Source organism: Actinoplanes sp. NPDC019969 (genome assembly GCF_055562375.1).
In genome coordinates this window covers 293,348-311,626 of sequence record NZ_JBVHFK010000007.1, presented here as the reverse complement: position 1 = coordinate 311,626, position 18,279 = coordinate 293,348, and the positions used below count along the sequence as shown (strand labels likewise).

The 18,279-nt window shown below is 71.8% G+C and carries 13 protein-coding genes and 1 riboswitch; of the genes, 6 read left to right on the top strand and 7 right to left on the bottom strand.

Going from position 1 to position 18,279, the window contains the following annotated elements; genetic code table 11:
- Positions 1-2: 2 nt before the first annotated feature.
- Positions 3-121: riboswitch (cobalamin riboswitch) on the bottom strand.
- Positions 122-253: 132 nt separating this feature from the next.
- Positions 254-1,825, bottom strand: coding sequence for a gluconokinase (locus ACZ3II_RS22570; protein WP_465519674.1), 1,572 nt, complete (start codon positions 1,823-1,825; stop codon positions 254-256).
- A gap of 126 nt (positions 1,826-1,951) precedes the next feature.
- Positions 1,952-3,235, bottom strand: a complete 1,284-nt coding sequence (locus tag ACZ3II_RS22565; RefSeq protein WP_465519673.1) for a citrate synthase — start codon at positions 3,233-3,235, stop codon at positions 1,952-1,954.
- Positions 3,236-3,408: 173 nt separating this feature from the next.
- Between ACZ3II_RS22565 and ACZ3II_RS22560 the strand changes: the two genes are divergently transcribed.
- Positions 3,409-4,209: a universal stress protein gene (locus tag ACZ3II_RS22560; RefSeq protein ID WP_465519672.1), complete on the top strand. Its 801-nt coding sequence runs from the start codon at positions 3,409-3,411 to the stop codon at positions 4,207-4,209.
- A gap of 58 nt (positions 4,210-4,267) precedes the next feature.
- A complete protein-coding gene (locus ACZ3II_RS22555) occupies positions 4,268-6,598 on the top strand; it encodes a putative bifunctional diguanylate cyclase/phosphodiesterase (RefSeq protein WP_465519671.1) in 2,331 nt (776 codons plus the stop codon).
- Between the two features lie 8 nt (positions 6,599-6,606).
- Here ACZ3II_RS22555 and ACZ3II_RS22550 read toward each other — a convergent pair whose 3' ends face one another.
- Positions 6,607-7,239 carry a hypothetical protein gene (locus tag ACZ3II_RS22550; RefSeq protein ID WP_465519670.1) on the bottom strand — a complete coding sequence of 211 codons (633 nt, stop codon included), beginning with the start codon at positions 7,237-7,239 and terminating at the stop codon, positions 6,607-6,609.
- 86 nt (positions 7,240-7,325) lie between these two features.
- Between ACZ3II_RS22550 and ACZ3II_RS22545 the strand changes: the two genes are divergently transcribed.
- From ACZ3II_RS22545 to ACZ3II_RS22530, 4 genes are all read left to right on the top strand, one after another.
- Entirely contained in the window at positions 7,326-8,099 is a 774-nt protein-coding gene (locus ACZ3II_RS22545; RefSeq protein ID WP_465519669.1) for an exodeoxyribonuclease III, read from the top strand.
- A gap of 65 nt (positions 8,100-8,164) precedes the next feature.
- Positions 8,165-9,847, top strand: a complete 1,683-nt coding sequence (locus ACZ3II_RS22540) for a PP2C family protein-serine/threonine phosphatase (RefSeq protein ID WP_465519668.1) — start codon at positions 8,165-8,167, stop codon at positions 9,845-9,847.
- Positions 9,844-10,887, top strand: coding sequence for a cobalamin B12-binding domain-containing protein (locus ACZ3II_RS22535; protein WP_465519667.1), 1,044 nt, complete (start codon positions 9,844-9,846; stop codon positions 10,885-10,887). Before ACZ3II_RS22540 ends, ACZ3II_RS22535 begins: the two co-directional genes overlap by 4 nt.
- A gap of 751 nt (positions 10,888-11,638) precedes the next feature.
- Positions 11,639-11,863 (top strand): hypothetical protein, encoded by a 225-nt coding sequence (locus ACZ3II_RS22530; RefSeq protein ID WP_465519666.1) that lies wholly within the window; start codon positions 11,639-11,641, stop codon positions 11,861-11,863.
- 78 nt (positions 11,864-11,941) lie between these two features.
- Here ACZ3II_RS22530 and ACZ3II_RS22525 read toward each other — a convergent pair whose 3' ends face one another.
- From ACZ3II_RS22525 to ACZ3II_RS22510, 4 genes are all read right to left on the bottom strand, one after another.
- A complete protein-coding gene (locus ACZ3II_RS22525) occupies positions 11,942-12,682 on the bottom strand; it encodes a LamG-like jellyroll fold domain-containing protein (RefSeq protein WP_465519665.1) in 741 nt (246 codons plus the stop codon).
- Positions 12,683-12,746: 64 nt separating this feature from the next.
- Positions 12,747-13,121, bottom strand: coding sequence for a DUF6401 family natural product biosynthesis protein (locus tag ACZ3II_RS22520; protein ID WP_465519664.1), 375 nt, complete (start codon positions 13,119-13,121; stop codon positions 12,747-12,749).
- Between the two features lie 81 nt (positions 13,122-13,202).
- Positions 13,203-17,126, bottom strand: a complete 3,924-nt coding sequence (gene hrpA, locus ACZ3II_RS22515) for an ATP-dependent RNA helicase HrpA (protein WP_465519663.1) — start codon at positions 17,124-17,126, stop codon at positions 13,203-13,205.
- Positions 17,127-17,179: 53 nt separating this feature from the next.
- Positions 17,180-18,247: an LCP family protein gene (locus ACZ3II_RS22510; protein WP_465519662.1), complete on the bottom strand. Its 1,068-nt coding sequence runs from the start codon at positions 18,245-18,247 to the stop codon at positions 17,180-17,182.
- Positions 18,248-18,279: the final 32 nt, after the last annotated feature.

Here is an 18,279-nt window from a genome sequence, read left to right as displayed (position 1 = left end):
CTCGTCGGTCGATGCGAGCGGCCGGAGTCTCCTGACTGCCGGGGGAATCCCCGGTCACAGTGGCGGGACCGTCCCGGATTCGCACCGGGTTCCCTCCGTTACCGCTCGCCGGTCACTCTTCCGGACCGCCGGTACGCCCGTCAACGCGGGGTCCGTCACGGCGGATCAGGCCGGCGGTCCAAGGCCTGATCCGGCTGGTTCTCATGGCTGTCTCAGCGCGCGGGAGACAGCCATGAGAACCAGCCGGGGAGGGTTACGAGCGGACGGCTTTCTCGGTGCCGGGGAGCGGTTCGGGGGCGAGCCGGTCGAGTTCCGCGACCACGTCGAGGACCGCGAGGGCGGACTTCTCGACGAGCGGGCGCAGCCGGCGGTACAGGGCGGCGTCGTCCGGGTCGGGGCGGGTGGGCCGGCCGGTCGGGACCAGCGCGGCGGCCCGGTCGAGGTCGGGCAGCTCGCCGAGGGCGTGCCGGGCGAGCAGGCAGGCGCCGAGCGCGGTGCCCTCCGGCACGTCGGCGACGGTGACCGGCAGGTCGAGGGCGGAGGCGAGCACGTCCACCCACAGTTGCGACGCGGCCGCGCCGCCGGTGGCCCGGATCTCGGTGAGCGGGGCGCCCTCGGCGTCGAACGAGTCCCGGACCAGGGCCAGCTGCTGGCACACCCCTTCGACGGCGGCGCGGACCAGGTGCGGGCGGCCGTGCTCGCGGCGCAGGCCCAGGTACGCGCCGCGCATGCCGGGCCGCCACCAGGGCGCCCGTTCGCCGAGCAGGTACGGCAGGCAGAGCAGCCCCTCACTGCCGGCGACGATCCCGGCCGCCTCCTCCAGGAGTTCGGCGTCCCGCGCGTCGGCGTCCTCACCCGAGCCCGAGCCGGGGCCGGGGCCGCCGGAGGAGGCCAGGGTCTGCCCGGCCCAGCGGACCACCGAGCCGGCGTTGTTGACCGCCCCGCCGATCACCCACCGGTCCTCGGTGAGCGCGTAGCAGAACAGCCGCCCGGCGGCGTCCGCGGTGGGCCGGTCCACGACGGTGCGCAGCGCGCCGCTGGTGCCGAGCGACACCGCCCCGACGCCGGCCGGGGTGGCGCCGACCCCGAGGTTGGCGAGCGGCCCGTCGGCGGCGCCGATGACCAGCGGGGTGTCCGGGGCGAGCCCGGTGGCGGCGGCGATGCCGGGGCTCAGCCGCAGCACCCGGGTGGTGGGCGTGACCTCGGCGAGCTGCCGCTCGGACACGCCGGCGATCTCGAGGGCCTCGGGGTCCCAGCGGCGGGCGTGGATGTCGTACAGCCCGGTGCCGGAGGCGATCGACAGGTCGACCAGGAACTCGCCGCCGGTCAGCGCGGCGACGATCAGCTCCTTGACGCCGCCCCACCGGGCGGTGCCGGTGAGCGTCTCCCGGTCGGCGCCGGCCCACCAGGCCAGTTTGGCCAGCGGGGACATCGGGTGGACCGGGGTGCCGGTGCGGGCCTGCAGCTCCTTGGCGCGGCCGGCGGCGACGATCCGTTCGCACTCCTCGCCGGCCCGGTTGTCGGCCCAGGTCACCACGGGGCCGAGCGGTTTGCCCGCGGCGTCCATCGGGACGAGGGCGTGCAGGAACGAGCTGAGTCCGATCGCGATCACCCGGTCGCCGCGTTCCCGGGCGGCCGCGGCGACGTCGGTGAGCGCTTGCACGGCGGCGTCGGCGAGGCGGGCGGCGTCGAGTTCGGCGCGGCCGGGGCCGGGGACGGCGAGGGGGTAGTGGACGCTGGTGAGCGCGCGGATCTCGCCGTCCGGTCCCGCGGCGATTCCTTTCGTCGAGGTTGTCCCGGTGTCGATGCCGATCACGACGTCCATGCCTGTTTTCCTCCCCGCGGAGCGTGTCGTCCGACCTTACTCATGCCCGGGGGCGCGTTTCCCGTACCCCGGAAATGCGAAACGCCCCACCGGAGGTCTCCGGTGGGGCGTCGAGCACGGCGAATGTCAGCGCTGCTCGAGCGGGACGAAATCGCGGACCGGGGAACCGGTGTAGATCTGCCGCGGACGGCCGATCTTGTTGGCCGGGTCGGTCATCATCTCGCGCCACTGGGCGATCCAGCCGGGGAGCCGGCCGAGCGCGAAGAGCACCGTGAACGAGTTCGTCGGGAAGCCCATGGCCTTGTAGATCAGGCCGGTGTAGAAGTCGACGTTCGGGTACAGCTTGCGGGAGATGAAGTACTCGTCGGAGAGGGCGATCTCCTCGAGCTTGAACGCGATCTCCAGCAGCGGGTCCGGCGTGTCCAGGGTGGCGAGCATCTCCTGGGCGGCCTTCTTCACGATGGCGGCGCGCGGGTCGTAGTTCTTGTAGACCCGGTGGCCGAAGCCCATCAGCTTGACGCCCTTTTCCTTGTTCTTCACGCGAGTGACGAACGAGTTGACGTCTCCGCCGTCCTTGCGGATCTGCTCGAGCATCTCGAGCACCGCCGCGTTGGCGCCGCCGTGCAGCGGGCCGGACAGCGCGTTGATGCCCGCCGAGATGGACGCGAACAGGTTGGCCTGCGAGGAGCCGACCAGGCGCACCGACGACGTGGAGCAGTTCTGCTCGTGGTCGGCGTGCAGGATGAACAGCATGTCGAGGATCTTGGCGACCTTCGGGTCGACGTCGTAGTTGACGGTCGGCAGGCCGAAGGTGAGGCGGAGGAAGTTCTCGACGTAGTCGAGCGAGTTGTCCGGGTACGGCAGCGGGTGCCCGATGGACCGCTTGTAGATGTACGCCGCGATGGTCGGAAGTTTCGCCATCAGACGGATCGCGGAGATGTCGACCTGCTCGGAGTCGAGCGGGTCGAGCGCGTCCTGGTAGAACGTGGAGAGCGCGGTCACCGACGACGACAGCACCGACATCGGGTGCGCGTTGCGCGGGAAGCTGGAGAAGAAGGTGCGCATCTCCTCCTGGAGCAGCGTGTGCACCCGGATCTTGTCCGCGAAGTCCCGCAGCTGCGGAGCGGTCGGCAGCTCACCGTTCATCAGCAGGTAGGACACCTCGAGGAAGGTGCTCTTCTCCGCGAGCTGCTCGATCGGATAACCGCGGTACCGGAGAATGCCCTGGTCACCGTCGATGTAAGTGATCGCCGACTTGGTCGACGCGGTGTTCACGAAACCCTGGTCCAGGGTGACGTAACCGGTCTCCTTCAGCAGAGCACTGACGTCGATGCCGCCCGGACCGTCGACGGCCTTGGTGACCGCCATCGACAACTGACCACCGGGGTGGTCGAGCTTGACATCCGTCATGTATTTCCCTCACTTCACCGGCAGATGTCCCAAAGATTTTGCCGTTCACCGTAAACCCTCAACCTGAATGGGTCATCAGGTGGCCACCGGTTGAGGCATTGGTCACCAGTACGTATAGGTCGTTGCGCCATAGACAATGGTCGGTATATTGCGACTTCGTTACGGGAGGGCCCATGCAGATCCCGACTGAGGGACCCGTCGTCGTCGGCGCCGGACGCGCTCCGGGCGACACGGCCGCGGTCCGGCTCGCCGCGCGGGAGGCGGCCTCCCGCGGGCGGACCCTCCGGGTGGTGCACGCTTTCACCGGGCCCGGCGACGCCGGTTACGGGCCGGCCCGCCGGCTCGCCTCGCACGTCGTCGACGAGGCGGTCGCCATCGCCCAGCGTTCCACACCGGGCCTGGATGTGCGGGGTCAAATCGTGGATGGGCCGCCGGGACGGGTCCTGCTGGCGCTCAGCCGCACCGCGGTGCTGCTGGTGGTGGGCGGTTCGCTGATCGAGGTGGTGGCCGGGGCCTGGTGCCCGGTGGCGGTGAGCCGGTCGCCGCGGACGCCGGCCGGCCCGATCGTGGCGGCGGTGGACGCCTCGCCGTACGCGGCCCTGGCCGTGCGGTTCGCGGCGGAGGCCGCCGGACGCCGCGGCGGCCCACTGCATCTGGTGCACGTGACCGATCCTGATCAGGAGGACGAGGGCGCGCGGGTGCTCGCCGAGATGGCCGGGCGGGCGCCGGACCCGGCCGGTGTGCGCCGGCATCTGTTCACCGGCCCCCCGGCCGCCACCCTGACCCGGCTCTCCCGCCGGGCCGGCCTGCTGGTGCTGGGCCCACGCGCGACCTGCCCGGCCGGGCGCCTCGGCACGGTCGCCGCCGCGGTGCTGCGGGACGCCGGCTGCCCGGCGGTGTTCGTGCACGGCGCCCGCGTCGGGACCCGGCGCGTCGGCGGTCCGCAGCTTTCGGGAAGCCCGGTAACCGCCTGACCGAATTGCTACCGTTGGCCCATACATTGATCTTCGGGCCGTACGGGAGGAATGCCCGGTGCGCTCCCTGCTCCCTCCCGGCGTCACGCGCCGGCTCTGGCAGGTCATGGCCGTCGGCGGCGTCCTCGCCACCACGATCTTCGTAGCCTTCCCGGACTCGTCGCTGGCGACCGCCGTCTTCGCGGTGCTGGCCGTCGCGGTGGTGGTGTCCTGCTTCGCCGGGCCCCGCCGCTGGGGCGCCGAGCCGCCGGGCGCCTGGCTGCTGATGGGCCTGGCCGCGCTGCTGTTCCTGATCGGCGTGGTGATCCGGCCGGTGGTCACCGAGCAGCCGATGCCGTGGCCGATCCTCGCCGACGTGGCGTCCTGGAGCGGCTACCTGCTGCTCGGCGCGTTCGTGCTGATCCTGCTGCGCCGGCGGGAGAGCCTGGACCGGCACGCGGTGCTGGACGGCCTGATCGTCTGCGTCTCCGCCGGGGTCGCCTCGGTGCTGCTGCTGGCCCTGCCGGCGGCCGCGATCCCGGGCCGGTCCGCGGTCCTCTCGATCATCCAGGGCATGTACCCGCTGTTCGACGTGGCGCTGGTGCTGCTGCTGGTGAACCTGACGTTCACCGCGAAGTTCTGGCCGGTGAGCCTGATCGGGCTGATCGGCATGATGGCCGGCATCACCATCGGCGACCTGGCGTACGCGATCGTCGGGGTGAGCGGCCGGATCTACGCCTCGCCGCTGCTGAACGTGCCGTTCATGCTCGCCTACACGTCCCTCGGGGTGGCCGCGCTGCACCCGTCGGTGGTGGAGATGGGCCGGGCCGCCAAGCCGCCCGCCCAGGCCTGGTCGTGGCCCCGCCTGGCGCTGCTGCTGCCCGCGCTGGCCGCGCCGTTCGCGCTGCTGCTGACCACCGGGACCCGGTCGGCGTCGAGCCGCATGCTGATCGCCGCGACCGGCGCGCTGATCATGGGGCTGCTGCTGGTCCGGGCCATCTCCGCGGTCCGCGCCCAGGTCACCCTGCAACTGCGCTCGGAGCACCAGGCCACCCACGACCCGCTCACCGGGCTGCCCAACCGGCAGTCCATGTCGGCCGAGATCGAGCGCCTGGTCGCCGTCGTCGAGCCGGACACCCACGACCGGGTCTGGGTCTACATGCTCGACCTGGACGGCTTCAAGTGGGTCAACGACTCGTGGGGTCACGACACCGGCGACCAGCTGGTGATCGAGGTGGGCCGGCGGCTGCGGGCCGCGGTGCCGCACAGCATCCCGGTGGCCCGGGTCGGCGGCGACGAGTTCCTGCTCGGGTTCATCGGCGAGAAGGGCAGCGCGCTGCGGCTGGTCGACGACATCCGGGGCTGTTTCGCCCGGCCGTTCCCGGTCCGCGACCACCAGGTGGTGATCAGCGCGTCGATCGGCATCTCGCACGCCGAGGCCGACCCGGCGAACACGTCGGTCACCGCCGAGGCCCTGATGCGCGACGCCGACACGGCGATGTACCGGGCGAAAGGCGAGGGACCGGGCCGGTCCACCATCTTCGACACCAGCATGCACGCCCAGGTCCGCGAGCGCATCGAGCTGGAGGTGGCGCTGCGGCAGGCCCTCGCCGAGGATCAGCTGCACGTGGCGTACCAGCCGCTGGTCCGCCTGGAGACCGGGATCCCGGTCGGCGCCGAGGCGCTGGTCCGCTGGATCCACCCGGAACGCGGGCCGATCCCGCCGATGACGTTCATCCCGATCGCCGAGGACGCCGGCCTGATCAACGAGATCGGCACCTGGGTCCGCAAGGAGGCGCTGCGCCAGCTCGGCGTGTGGCGGTCGCAGGGCGTCGTCCGCGACGACTTCTACCTGTCGGTCAACGTGTCGCCGCGGCAGCTGACCGACCCGGAGCTGCCGCTCATCGTGTCCGGGGAGATGCTGCGGTACGGCGTACCCGCGCACTGTGTCGCCCTGGAGATGACCGAGTCGGTGATGGTCGACGGCTCCAGCGTCACCTCCCGCGTCCTGTTCGAACTGCGCGAGCTGGGCGTGAAACTGCTCGTCGACGACTTCGGCACCGGCTTCTCCGCGCTCGGCTACCTGCGCAAGTTCCCGGTCACCGGCGTCAAGATCGACCGCTCGTTCGTGATCGGTCTGGGCGTCAACCACGAGGACGACGAGATCGTCCGGGCCGTGGTGGCGATGAGCCAGGCGCTCGGCCTGTCGGTGATCGCCGAGGGGGTCGAGACGCCGTTGCAGCGCGAGGCCCTGTGGGCGGTCGGCGTGGTCAACGGCCAGGGCTGGCTGTGGGGCGCGGCGGTGTCGGCGACCGAGTTCGCCGAGCGCTGGCGGGACGTGATGGTCCGCGGCCCGGTCATCCCCGAGGCCGTGGCGAACCCGTCGGGCCGGCACCGCCGGCCCGACTGAGCCCGCCGTCAGGACCGGACGGCCCGCCGGTCCTCCTGCTGCTGGCCGAGCCGGGTCGGCAGCCCGCGCCGCTCCTCCCGGCGGAACGGCATGTCGTCCTTGGGGAACTCGTACATCCAGAACGACTGCGCGTCGAGCCGGGTCGGCTGGGCCCGGCCGTGCGACGCCGCCCGGCCCAGGATCATCGCGATCATCCGGGGCAGCTGGTTGCGTTCCTCGTTCCACGAGCAGATGTCGAAGAAGACCTTCCCGTCCACCTCCTCGATCGGCGCGTACATGGACCGCTGCAGCGCCACGAACACGCCCCGGCTGCGCTGGCCCACCGCCGAACCCGCGAACAGGCAGTAGTAGAGCCGTCGCTGCTCGTACAGCTCGGGCCAGTGGTACCGGAAGTAGTCCGCCGAGACCAGTGGCACCGCCTCCAGATCGTTGGTGATCGTGCCCATGCCGGCCACCCCGTCGTCGTCGAGTGCCACGTGCTTTTCGATCCGCGGGTCGGCCATCACCTCGTCGAACTCGTGGCGGTACATCAGATGCCGGTTCACCGCCAGGACCCGCAGGTCGTTGAAACAGTTCGAATAGAAGTCCCAGGCCTCCTCGAGCAGGTCGGCCGGAAGCTCGGACATGACTTCCACGCGCATAGTCGCCCCCTTTCGATCACCAACCTTTCAGGGCGCCCGGCACCGTGCGGGCAACTTGCGGTAATGGACCGGGTAGAAACCTCGGTATGCGCTTCGCCACCTGGAACGTCAACTCGGTCAAGGCCCGGCTGCCCCGCCTGCTCGACTGGCTGGCCGGCACCGCCCCCGACGTCGTCTGCCTGCAGGAGACCAAGGTCGCCGCGGACGGCTTCCCGGAGAAGGAGGTCGCCGAGCTGGGGTACGAGACGGCGGCGTACGGGCAGGGCCGCTGGAACGGCGTCGCGCTGCTCTCCCGGGTCGGCCTGGCCGAGGTGCGGCACGGGTTCGACGGCATGCCCGGGTACCCCGAGCCGGAGGCCCGCGCGATCAGCGCCGTGTGCGGCGGCATCCGGTTCATGTCGGTGTACGTGCCGAACGGCCGCACCCCCGACGACCCGCACTACACGTACAAGCTGCGGTGGCTGGCCGCCCTCCGCGACGCGCTGGTCCCCGACCTGGCGGCCGGCCCGCTGGTGGTGGCCGGCGACTACAACGTGGCCCCGGCCGACGCCGACGTCTGGGACGTCCGGGTCTTCGCCGGCTCCACCCACGTCACCCCGCCGGAACGGGCCGCCCTCGCCGCCCTGCGTGACCTGGGTCTCACCGATGTGCCGGCCCGGCCCCTGAAAGGCGATCATCCCTTCACCTATTGGGATTACCGCGCGGGCATGTTCCACCAGAACAAGGGAATGCGGATCGATCTGGTCTACGCCGGGTCCGACGTGGCCGGGCGGGTGAGCGACGCGTACGTGGACCGGGAGGCCCGCAAGGGCAAAGGCCCCTCCGATCACGCCCCCGTCGTGGTCGATCTGACCGATTGACGGCACGACCCCGTAGGCTGGACGGAATCGGCGAACAGCTCGACGGGGAAAGAGACGGAGGCAGGATGACAGCGCGAACGCCGGCCGGCGCCGGCGAGACGCTGGCACAGGCCGCCCCGGTCACACCCGATCCGGTCCTGCTCGAGGCCGCTTTCGAGGCCTCCACCGAGGCCGTGGTGCTGTGCGCCGCGACGAGTGACATCGTGCTGATGGCCAACGCGGCGGCCCGGCGCCTGGTGCCCGGCGTGACAGCGGGGCTACCGGTCACCGACGCGCTCGCCGGGTTGACGTCCGATTCGTTCCAGTGCGAGCACGAGGGCCGCGCGCTGTACGGCATGCGCCGCCGTCTCGACGACGCCCACTACGCCTGGTTCCTGCGCGACAACACCGAGGAGGCCGCCCGGACCGCGGCGCTGGAGCTGGAGCGGTCCCGCACGGCGTTCCTGGCCGAGGCGGGCCGACGGTTGTCCGCGTCGCTGCATGTGCGGCGCTGCGCCCGGACCACCGTGGAGCTGGCCGCCGAGCATCTGGCCGACGCCGCCGTGGTGGTCCTGCCGGCCCGCCGCCGGCAGAGCGCCTGGACCCGGCTCGTCCCCGGGCACGCCATCGAGGAGGGCACCCTCCGTGAGGCGAAACTGGCCGAGGTGCCCGGCCTCGTCGAGGCTCTCGGCGGCTTCCCGCCGATCCCGAGCCGCTGGCTCGACCCGGCCAGCGCGCCCGGCTGGCTGCTGCCCGCCGGGCTCGGCCCGGTCGGCGCGCTGCTGGTGATCCCGCTGCCCGGCAACGCCGAGCCGGCCGGCGCGCTGATCCTGGCCCGCCGCACGGCCTTCTCCTCCGAGGACGAGGCGCTGGCCCGGGTGTTCGCGGCCCGCGCCGGCGCGGCGCTGTCGGCCGCCATGCTCTACCGCGAGCAGGTCGACACCACCGCGGTCCTGCAGGCCGACCTGCTGCCGCCGCAGCTGCCCGTCCTGGACGGCTTCGAGCTGACCGGCTCCTACCAGGCGGCCCGGGACGCGCTGCGGATCGGCGGCGACTTCTACGACGTGTTCGGCCCGGCCGGCGACAGCGCCGACACGATCATCGCGCTCGGCGACGTGTGCGGCAGCGGGCCCGAGGCGGCGGTGCTGACCGGCAAGATCCGGCAGACGCTGCGCGCGCTGCGGCTGGTGCGGGCCGGCCCGGAGGCGATGCTCAAGGTGCTCAACGAGGCGCTGCTCCAGTCCGCCCGGCAACCCCGGTTCGTGACCATGGTGATCGGCTCGGCCACCCGGATCGACCACGGGCGGGTCCGGCTGGACCTGGTCAGCGGCGGTCACCCGGCGCCGCTGGTGCTGCGCAACGACGGCACTGTCGAGGAGGTGCCGACCAGCGGCACCCTGATCGGCGTGCTCCCCCGGACCGTGGTGCATCCGGCCTCCGCCGAGCTGGCGCCCGGCGAGCTGTGCCTGCTCTACAGCGACGGCCTGACCGAGGCGCGGGGCGGCCCCAGCGGCGCCGAGCAGTACGGCGAGGCCCGGCTGCGCGCCGCCCTCGCCACCTGCCGCGGGCTGCCCGGCGCCGCCGCCGTCGAACGGATCCGCCAGCTCGTCAGCGACTGGGTGCGCGGCGACAACGCCGACGACATCGCCATGCTGGCGGTCCGCGCGCCGGCCCGGACCCCGCTGAGCCTGCGTGGCGGCGGCGCGCCCGCCGAGTCGCCCTACGTGGCCGCGGCCCGCGGCGACCGGCGCCCGAGGGCCCGCTCATGAGCGCCGCCAGCCGCCTCGCCACCACGATCGACGGCCCCGTCGCCGAGTACTATCTGGCCCTCGTCTCGGACGGCGACGAGGTGGGCGCCACCGAGCTGATCAACGACCTGCTCGACCGTGGCGTCGCCGCGCAGCGGATCATCGTGGACCTGATCGGCGGCACCCAGCGGCGCGTCGGCGAGCTGTGGGCCACCAACGAGTGGTCGGTGGCCCGCGAGCACGCCGCCACCGCCGTCGGCGAACGCGCCCTGGCCGCCCTCGCGGTCCGCACCACCGTCCCGCCGACCCGTGGCCGGATCGCCCTGGCCTGCGTCGACGGCGAATGGCACGGCCTGCCCGCCCGGATGCTCGCCGAGCTGCTGCGCCTGGACGGCTGGCGGGTCGACTTCCTGGGCGCCAGCGTCCCCGGCCGCCACCTGATCACCCACCTGCACCAGACCGGCCCGGACGCGGTCGCGCTGAGCTGCATGATCCCGACCCGGCTGCCCCGGGCGCACGCCGCCATCACCGCCTGCCGCGCCGCCGGCGTCCCGGTGATCGCCGGCGGTCGCGGTTTCGGTCCCGGCGGCCGGTACGCGCAGCGCCTCGGCGCCCACGCCTGGGCCGGCTCCGGCGAGGAGGCGGTCACCCGGCTGGCCACCGACTGGCCTCCCCCGCACGTCTCCGACCTGCCGCTGCCCGGCGACTCCGCCTTCCTCGGCGACGAGGAGTACACCCATCTCGTCCGCTGCCGCCCGCAGCTGATCGCCACCGCGATGGACCGGCTGGCCGCCGCCTACCCCGACGCGCAACGCTACGACCGTTCCCAGGTCGACTCCACGGTCGAGGACATCGGCCACATCGCGGACTTCCTGGCCGCCGCCCTCTACGTCGGCGAGCCCCAGATCTTCACCGACTTCACCACCTGGACCAGCACGGTCCTCGACTCCCGCGGCGTGCCCCCGACCGCTCTGCGCACCGGCCTCCAGCTGATCCGCGACCAGCTCGTCGACTTCCCCACCGCGACGTCGATGCTCGACACCGCGATGCAGGACCTTTGATCCCTTCTCCGGTACGGGCCACGCAGCGTCCCGTGGCCACCCCGCGACGTCCGCGGCACTCCCGGCCGCAGCGCGCCGCACGGGCGAAGCGGCTCTCACCGGCCGGCTCTGATGGCTGTCTCGACCCCGCCGAGACAGCACTCACCACGAGCCCGTCCCGACACCCGCCCGGCACCGGCAGCGAACCCGGGCGTGTCGACCCGGCTGGTTCTCAGGGCTGTCCCGGCGGTGCTGAGACAGCCCTGAGAACCAGCCGGGGACGGTGAGAGCCGCCTCGCCCGTGCGGCGCGCTTCGGTCGTGAGCAGGGAAGACCTCGCGCGGTGGTCCGGGGCGGCCGGGTCCGGCGGGGGCGGATTCGAGCGTACGAATAAATCGGTTGTGGGTCGGTGGGAGCCGCAATAGCGTGGGGCGCATGCTGTGATGCCTACCTGAGCCGCCGCCTACCGCTTCTGCCGTGGGCCGCGTTGTTCTCCGCATGCCGGACCGGCCGCTTCCTCGGCGGGGTCCGGCCGCCCCGGTGTCTCCGCCGGGCTTCCGGTCGCGTCACGGCTTCTCGTTCGGTTCGGGCCGCTTTCGCAAGAACCGTTCCTCTGGGGACGGTTCGCGAGAAGCGGGCGTTCTGATGAAACACGGGTTCCTGGCCCGGCTGGTTTCCGCCGCGTCCCGTGAGGGCGCTTCTCCAACGGTCCGTTCGAGGCCGTTCGCTTCCCGCTCCGAGGAGGTCGCTTTATGCCTGCCAAACCGTTTTCTGTGCATCTGAACCTGGACGAGATCGCCCAGCGGGACATCGCCGCCGCCCTACGCCCGGCCACGCACCCGGAGACCGGCGACGGTCAGCAGACCGGCGCCGGGATCACCGCCCGGCACGGCTCCGGGGATGCCCGGCAGGCCGCCCGGGAACGGTCCGGGCGAGACCGTTCGGGGCGTGCCGGTCAGGCGTCCGGTGGCCGCAGTTACGCGTTCCGCCGCAGCTGACAGTTCCCGGTCGGCCGGCTGAGGAACGTGACGCCCGGCGCCTGATGGGCAGGCGCCGGGCACGGCCACGGATGCGGGTCAGCCGAGCTGGACGTAGAGGTCGTCGAGCTGACCGTGGTACATGTCGCCGTTGCCGGCGAGGTTGGGGCCGCCCACGCGCATCGGCATGGCGTTGTCGATGACGGCGGTGGCGGGAAGCGCCGTCTTCGCGCCGGCGACCCCGTCGACGGAGACGCTGAGGGTCGCGCCGAGGCGCTCGCAGACGATGCGGTGCCAAGCGCCGTCGGCGACGGGGCGGGCGGAGATCGCCGAGAAGGTCTGGGCGCTGCCGCGGGCCGCGATGATGCACTGGGCCCGGCCGGACTTGCCGGTGACCTGCATCTTCCATTGGCTCTCGGTGCCGGCGACGCCCTTCTGCATGATGTTGGCGTTGCCGCTGAGCTGGGCGGTGGTGAGCCGGACGCTGGCGGCCCACTTGAAGTTGCGGGCGCCCGGGTCGAGGTCGGCGTCGTCGGGCGCTTCGAGGAGGGCTTTGCCGCAGGTGGTGGCGCCGGCGGCGCAGGTGGCAGGGAAGGCGGCGTAGCGGCCGGCGCCTTCGGTGGTGAAGGTGACCTGGCCGTTGGCGGCGCCCCGGACGGTGAGCGGGCCGCCGCGGCCGGAGAGGTCGGAGACCCGGCCTTCGGTCGCGCCGCCGTCGAAGTTGTAGCGGGCGACCAGCGCGGCGGTGGTGGCCGGGTCGTCGGCCGGCGCCGCGAGCGCGGGCGTGCCGAACGGGGCGGTCAGCAGCAGGGACAGGGCCGAGAGCCTGAGGATCTTCATGACAAGAACATGACGTATCGGGCGGTTTGCCACGTAAAGTGGCACCGAATGTAGTCCGACGGGGTTACAGCAGGCCCTCGGTCTCCGCGATGAGGCAGATCGCGACCAGCCGGACCAGCGGGAACCCGGCGGCCAGCCACTCGGCGCCGGACATCGGGGCGAAGCCGGGCTCCGGCAGCGGGCGGCCCATCCGGACGGCGCCGGCGGCGATCGACCGGGCGTACGCCGCAAGCCCTTCCGCGTCGGCGACCCGGCCGGCGTCGCGCAGCGCGTCCCGGACGGCGGCGGCGTGCTGGTCGAGGCGGGCCAGCAGAGCCGGCTCGGCGAACGCGGCGGCCAGGCCGTCGACCCCGACCCGGGCCATCATCTCGTCGAGGTAGGCCCGGGCGGGGCGGACGGCGGCGATCGGAGCGGCGAAGGTGAGGTTCTCGTTCGTCATGCCGAGAAACCTAATGTGCGCCGGACGGCCACGACAGAGGCGTGACCGAACGGCACCACAGGCGCACCGACCTGCAACCCTTTACAGCGGCAGCGAGTCCATCGCCTTGAATATCCGCTTGTCGGAGACCGCGTACGCGGTCCCGAGGGACTGGGCGAAGTAGTTGATCCGCAGCTCCTCGATCATCCACCGGATCTCCCGCAGCCCCTCCTCGGCGGGCCCGTTGGCCGGCGCCGAGTTGCGCAGTTCGCGGTACTCCGACTCGATCTCGTGGATCTGGGTGGTGAGCTGCCGGTCCCGGCCGAGGCTGCCGCCGAGACGGTCCAGGCGGTACACGATGCCACGCAGGTAGCGGGGCATGTGGTGCAGTTGCCGCCAGCCGGTCTCGGTCACGAACCCGGCGTGCACCAGGCCCTTGAGCTGCTGCCGGATGTCGGCGAGGGCGGGCAGCAGGGCGGGGTCGCGCAGCGATTTGAGGCGCTGCTCGACGTCGTACGCCGTGGCGAGCACCGCCTGCACCTGGGTGACCACGTTCGCCACCGCGTCGACCAGGTCCTGCCGCACGGTGTCCCGCAGCGACGCGAACTCCACCGATGACCACACCGGCCCCCCGGCCTCGGCGACGAGCCGGTCGACCGCCGCGCCGGCGCAGTCGTCGAGCAGTTCGGCGATGGACCGGTACGGGTTCTGCCGGGACAGTTCCAGCTTGGCCCGGTTGTCGAGGCGCCCCTGCAGGAACCGGGCCGCCGGCGGCAACGTGAGCAGCAGCAACCGCCGGGTGCCGGCCGCCATCGCGACCCGCTGTGACGGCTCGTCCTCGAAGACCCGGATCGCCACGCTGTCGCCCTCGTCGACGAGGGCCGGCCAGACGTTGACCTCGTACCCGCCGCGGACCTGGGCGACCTTGCGGGGCAGCGCCCCGAAGTCGTTGGCGGTGATGCCGCGCCGTTCCAGGTTGCCGGCCGCCTTGGAGATGGTGGCCTGCACCTTGGGCGCGAGCTGCCGCCGCAGGACCTCCAGGTCGCGGCCCTCGGCGACGATGTCGCCGGCCTCGTTGACGATCCGGAAGTTCATCCGCAGGTGGTCGGGCACCTGGTCGGGCCGCCACGCGTCGCGCGGCACGATGGTCCCGGTGAGACGCCGCAGCTCGTTGCCGATGGCGTCGGGCAGCGGGCCGCGCCGGGCGGGCACCCGGTCGAGGACCGCCTCGGCCCAGTCCGGCACCGGCACGAAGCTGGTGCGCAGGTGTTTCGGCAGGGCCCGGATCAGCGCGATCACGACGTCCTTGCGGAAGCCGGGCACCGACCAGCCGAAGTCGTCGGCGTCCACCTTGTTGATCAGTTCGAGCGGGAGGCGCGCGGTGACGCCGTCGTCGCTCGCGTTCGGCTCGAAGTGGTAGGACAGCGGCATCTTCACGCCGGCCGAGATCCACGCGTCCGGGAACTGCTGCGGATCGACGGTGTCCCGCCCGGCGACGACGAGGTCCTCCCGGGTGAACGTCAGCAGATCCGGGTTCTCCGTCCGCGCGCGTTTCCACCAGCCGTCGAAATGGCGGGCGGACACCACTTCCGCCGGGATCCGGGCGTCGTAGAGCGCATACACCGTCTCGTCGTCGACGGCGATGTCGCGCCGCCGGGCCCGGTTCTCGATCTCGGTGATCTTCTCCAGGAGCCGCCGGTTCTCGGCGTAGAACTTGTGGTGGGTCTCCCAGTCACCCTCGACCAGCGCGTGCCGGAGGAACAGTTCCCGGGACACCACCGGATCGACCCGGGCATAGCCGACACGGCGCCGCGGCACGATCGGCAATCCGTAGAGGGTGACCTTCTCGAACGCCATCACGGCGCCCATCTTGCGGTCCCAGTGCGGTTCGCTGTAACTGTGCTTGACCAGGTGCGGCGCGAGTTTCTCGGCCCATTCCGGCTCGATCCGGGCGTTCACCCGGCCCCACAGCCGGCTGGTCTCGACCAGTTCCGCCGACATCACCCAGCGGGGCTGCCGCTTGAACAGGGCCGATCCCGGGAAGATCGCGAACTTGCCGCCGCGCGCCCCGATGTACTCCCGTTTCTCCTGGTCCTTCATGCCGATGTGGCTGAGCAGACCCGCGAGCAATGCGGTGTGCACCGGTTGTGCCGCGACGCCCGCTTCCCAGTCCTCCTTCAGGGAGAGATTGAGGGTACGGGCGACCTGCTTGAGTTGCGCGTAGATGTCCTGCCATTCGCGGACCCGCAGATAGTTCAGGAATTCGCTGCGGCACAGCCGGCGGAACTGATTGCCGGACAGTTCCTGCTGCTTCTCCCGCAGATAGCGCCACAGGTTGAGATAGCTGAAGAAGTCCGATTCCTTGTCGATGAACCGGGCGTGCTTCTCGTCGGCCTGCTGCTGTTTGTCGGCGGGCCGCTCGCGCGGGTCCTGGATCGACAGCGCCCCGGCGATCACCATCACCTCGGCCAGGCACTCCTGCCGGTCGGCCTCGATCACCATGCGGGCCAGCCGCGGGTCGACCGGCAGCTGGGCGAGCTGGCGGCCCATCGGGGTGAGCTTGCGGTCCTCCAGCGCCCCGAGCTCCTCCAGGAGCTTGATGCCGTCGGTGATGTTGCGCCGGTCCGGCGGGTCGATGAACGGGAACTTCTGCAGGTCACCCAGCCCCAGGTTGGTCATCTGCAGGATGACCGAGGCGAGGTTGGTGCGCAGGATCTCCGGTTCGGTGAACTCGGGCCGCTGCTCGAAGTCCTCCTCCGAGTACAGCCGGATGCAGATGCCGTCCGAGGTGCGGCCGCAGCGGCCCTTGCGCTGGTTGGCGCTGGCCTGCGAGACCGGCTCGATCGGCAGCCGCTGCACCTTGAGCCGGTGGCTGTACCGGCTGATCCGGGCGGTGCCGGGGTCGATCACGTACTTGATGCCGGGGACCGTCAGCGACGTCTCGGCGACGTTGGTGGCCAGCACGACCCGCCGCTCGCTGTGCCGTTCGAAGACCTTGTGCTGCTCGGCGGCGGACAGCCTGCCGTAGAGCGGGATCACCTCGGTGCCGCGCAGGTTCAGCTTGCCGAGCGCGTCGGCGGTGTCCCGGATGTCCCGCTCGCCGGAGAGGAAGACCAGGATGTCGCCGTCGCGCGGAAGCTCGCCGACGGCCGCCGCGATGCCGTCGATCTGGTCGATCGGCTCCTCACGGATCTCGTCGTCCTCGACGAGGGTGGCGGTCAGCAGGGGCCGGTATCGCACCTCGACGGGGTAGGTCCGGCCGGACACCTCGATCACCGGCGCCGGCGTGCCGTCGGCCGCGGCGAAGTGCTGGGCGAACCGCTCGGTCTCGATCGTCGCCGACGTGATGATCAGCTTGAGGTCGGGCCGTTTCGGCAGCAGCTCGCGCAGGTAGCCGAGGATGAAGTCGATGTTGAGGCTGCGCTCGTGCGCCTCGTCGATGATCAGCGTGTCGTACCGGTACAGCATGCGGTCGTTCTGGATCTCGGCGAGCAGGATGCCGTCGGTCATCACCTTGACCATGGTGTCGTCGCTCACCTGGTCGGTGAACCGCACCTTGTAGCCGACGGTCGAGCCGAGCGGCCGGTCCACCTCCTCGGCGATCCGCTCCGCCACGGTCCGGGCGGCGATCCGGCGCGGCTGGGTGTGCCCGATCTGGCCGCGGATCCCCCGGCCCAGCTCGATGCAGATCTTCGGGATCTGGGTGGTCTTGCCGGAGCCGGTCTCGCCGGCGACCACGACGACCTGGTGGTCGCGGATCGCCGCGGCGATGTCGTCCTTGCGGGCGCTGACCGGCAGGCCCTCGGGGTAGGTGATGCGCGGGACCGAGGCGATCCGGCTCTCCAGGCGCGTGCGCGCCCGGCCGGCCTCGGCGGCGATCTCGGCCAGCGCGGCCGATCTCGCCGCCTCGTCACGGATCCGCTTCGTCCCGTCGAGACGGCGCTGGAGCCGCCGCTGGTCGCGGGGCAGCAGCTCGGAGATCTGGGAGCGCAGCTCTGTGGTGCTGGTGGCAGGCGATGTCGACATGGCGGGCCAAGGATAGGCGCAACCGGCCGGGAACGCCTGGTGATTAACGCCGCTCAGCTTCCGGGTGTCCGCTGCGGGTTGGCCGCCAGCCACTGATCGATGGTGTCGTCCTTGATCGCCGCGAACATCGCCGCGGACCGCGCCGGGTCCAGCTGCACCGCGGTCCCGGCGGGGGTCCTCAGGTTCGCCGAGGTGTACGGCACGGTGGCGTACGACATGGCGGAGGGCCTGATGCCCTTCACGGCGAACGCCAGGTCACGCAGGTCGAGGTCGTGGTCGACGGTCAGCGAGTCGGCGGCGATGCCGATCAGGCTGTCCAGCTTCAGCGGGTCGGTGAGGGTGCCGTCCGCGGCGACCTTCGCGATGATCGCCTTGACGACGAGCTGCTGGTTGTACATCCGGCCGAAGTCGCCGCCGGGCACCTCGTACCGCTGGCGCATGAACTCCTCGGCCAGGTCGCCGTTCAGGTCGTGGCAGCCGGTCCTCCACACCCGGGTGGAGAAGGTGGAGCGGACGTCGTACGGGACACAGACGTCGACGCCGCCGACCGCGTCGACCAGGTCCCGGATGCTGGCGAAGTTGGCGATCATCGCCCCGTCCAGGGTGACCCCGGTGAGCTGCCGCACGGTGGTGGCGGTGAGGGCGGCGCCGCCGAACGCGTACGCCGCATTGATCTTGTTCTTGCCGCCCTTCCAGGAGCCGCCGGCCGGCACCGGGACGTAGCTGTCCCGCGGGATCGACACGATGGTCGCCCTGTCGCGGTTCCGGGAGATGTGCACCAGCATGATGGTGTCCGAGCGCTGACCGCCGGAGCTGTCACCGCCGGTCTCGCCGGCCCGCGAGTCGGAACCGAGCAGCAGCAGGTTGAGCGGGCCGGACTCCCAGTTCTGCTGGGACTGCTCGGCCTCCTCACGCGACACCTGCGGCATCAGGCTCTCCCGCTGGACCTTGCCCTCGTAGCGGTTGACCAGATAGAACCCGCCGCCGGTCACCCCGCCGCCGGCCAGCAGCACCAGGGTCCCGAGCCCGAGAAGAGCCTTCTTCCACCCCGGCATCCGCCGGAACCGGCCGCCCCGCCGCTCGCCGGAGCCGCTGCCGTCGATGTCCACTTCAGATCGCACGGCGTTCACCCTCAGGTTGACACCGGCGTCGC

Excerpts from the sequence above, each read along its gene's own strand:
- ACZ3II_RS22570 (WP_465519674.1), bottom strand. The coding sequence starts at position 1,825 with ATGGACGTCGTGATCGGCATCGACACCGGGACAACCTCGACGAAAGGA.
- ACZ3II_RS22565 (WP_465519673.1), bottom strand. The coding sequence starts at position 3,235 with ATGACGGATGTCAAGCTCGACCACCCCGGTGGTCAGTTGTCGATGGCG.
- ACZ3II_RS22560 (WP_465519672.1), top strand. The coding sequence starts at position 3,409 with ATGCAGATCCCGACTGAGGGACCCGTCGTCGTCGGCGCCGGACGCGCT.
- ACZ3II_RS22550 (WP_465519670.1), bottom strand. The coding sequence starts at position 7,239 with ATGCGCGTGGAAGTCATGTCCGAGCTTCCGGCCGACCTGCTCGAGGAG.
- ACZ3II_RS22545 (WP_465519669.1), top strand. The coding sequence starts at position 7,326 with ATGCGCTTCGCCACCTGGAACGTCAACTCGGTCAAGGCCCGGCTGCCC.
- ACZ3II_RS22540 (WP_465519668.1), top strand. The coding sequence starts at position 8,165 with ATGACAGCGCGAACGCCGGCCGGCGCCGGCGAGACGCTGGCACAGGCC.
- ACZ3II_RS22535 (WP_465519667.1), top strand. The coding sequence starts at position 9,844 with ATGAGCGCCGCCAGCCGCCTCGCCACCACGATCGACGGCCCCGTCGCC.
- ACZ3II_RS22525 (WP_465519665.1), bottom strand. The coding sequence starts at position 12,682 with ATGAAGATCCTCAGGCTCTCGGCCCTGTCCCTGCTGCTGACCGCCCCG.
- ACZ3II_RS22520 (WP_465519664.1), bottom strand. The coding sequence starts at position 13,121 with ATGACGAACGAGAACCTCACCTTCGCCGCTCCGATCGCCGCCGTCCGC.
- hrpA (WP_465519663.1), bottom strand. The coding sequence starts at position 17,126 with ATGTCGACATCGCCTGCCACCAGCACCACAGAGCTGCGCTCCCAGATC.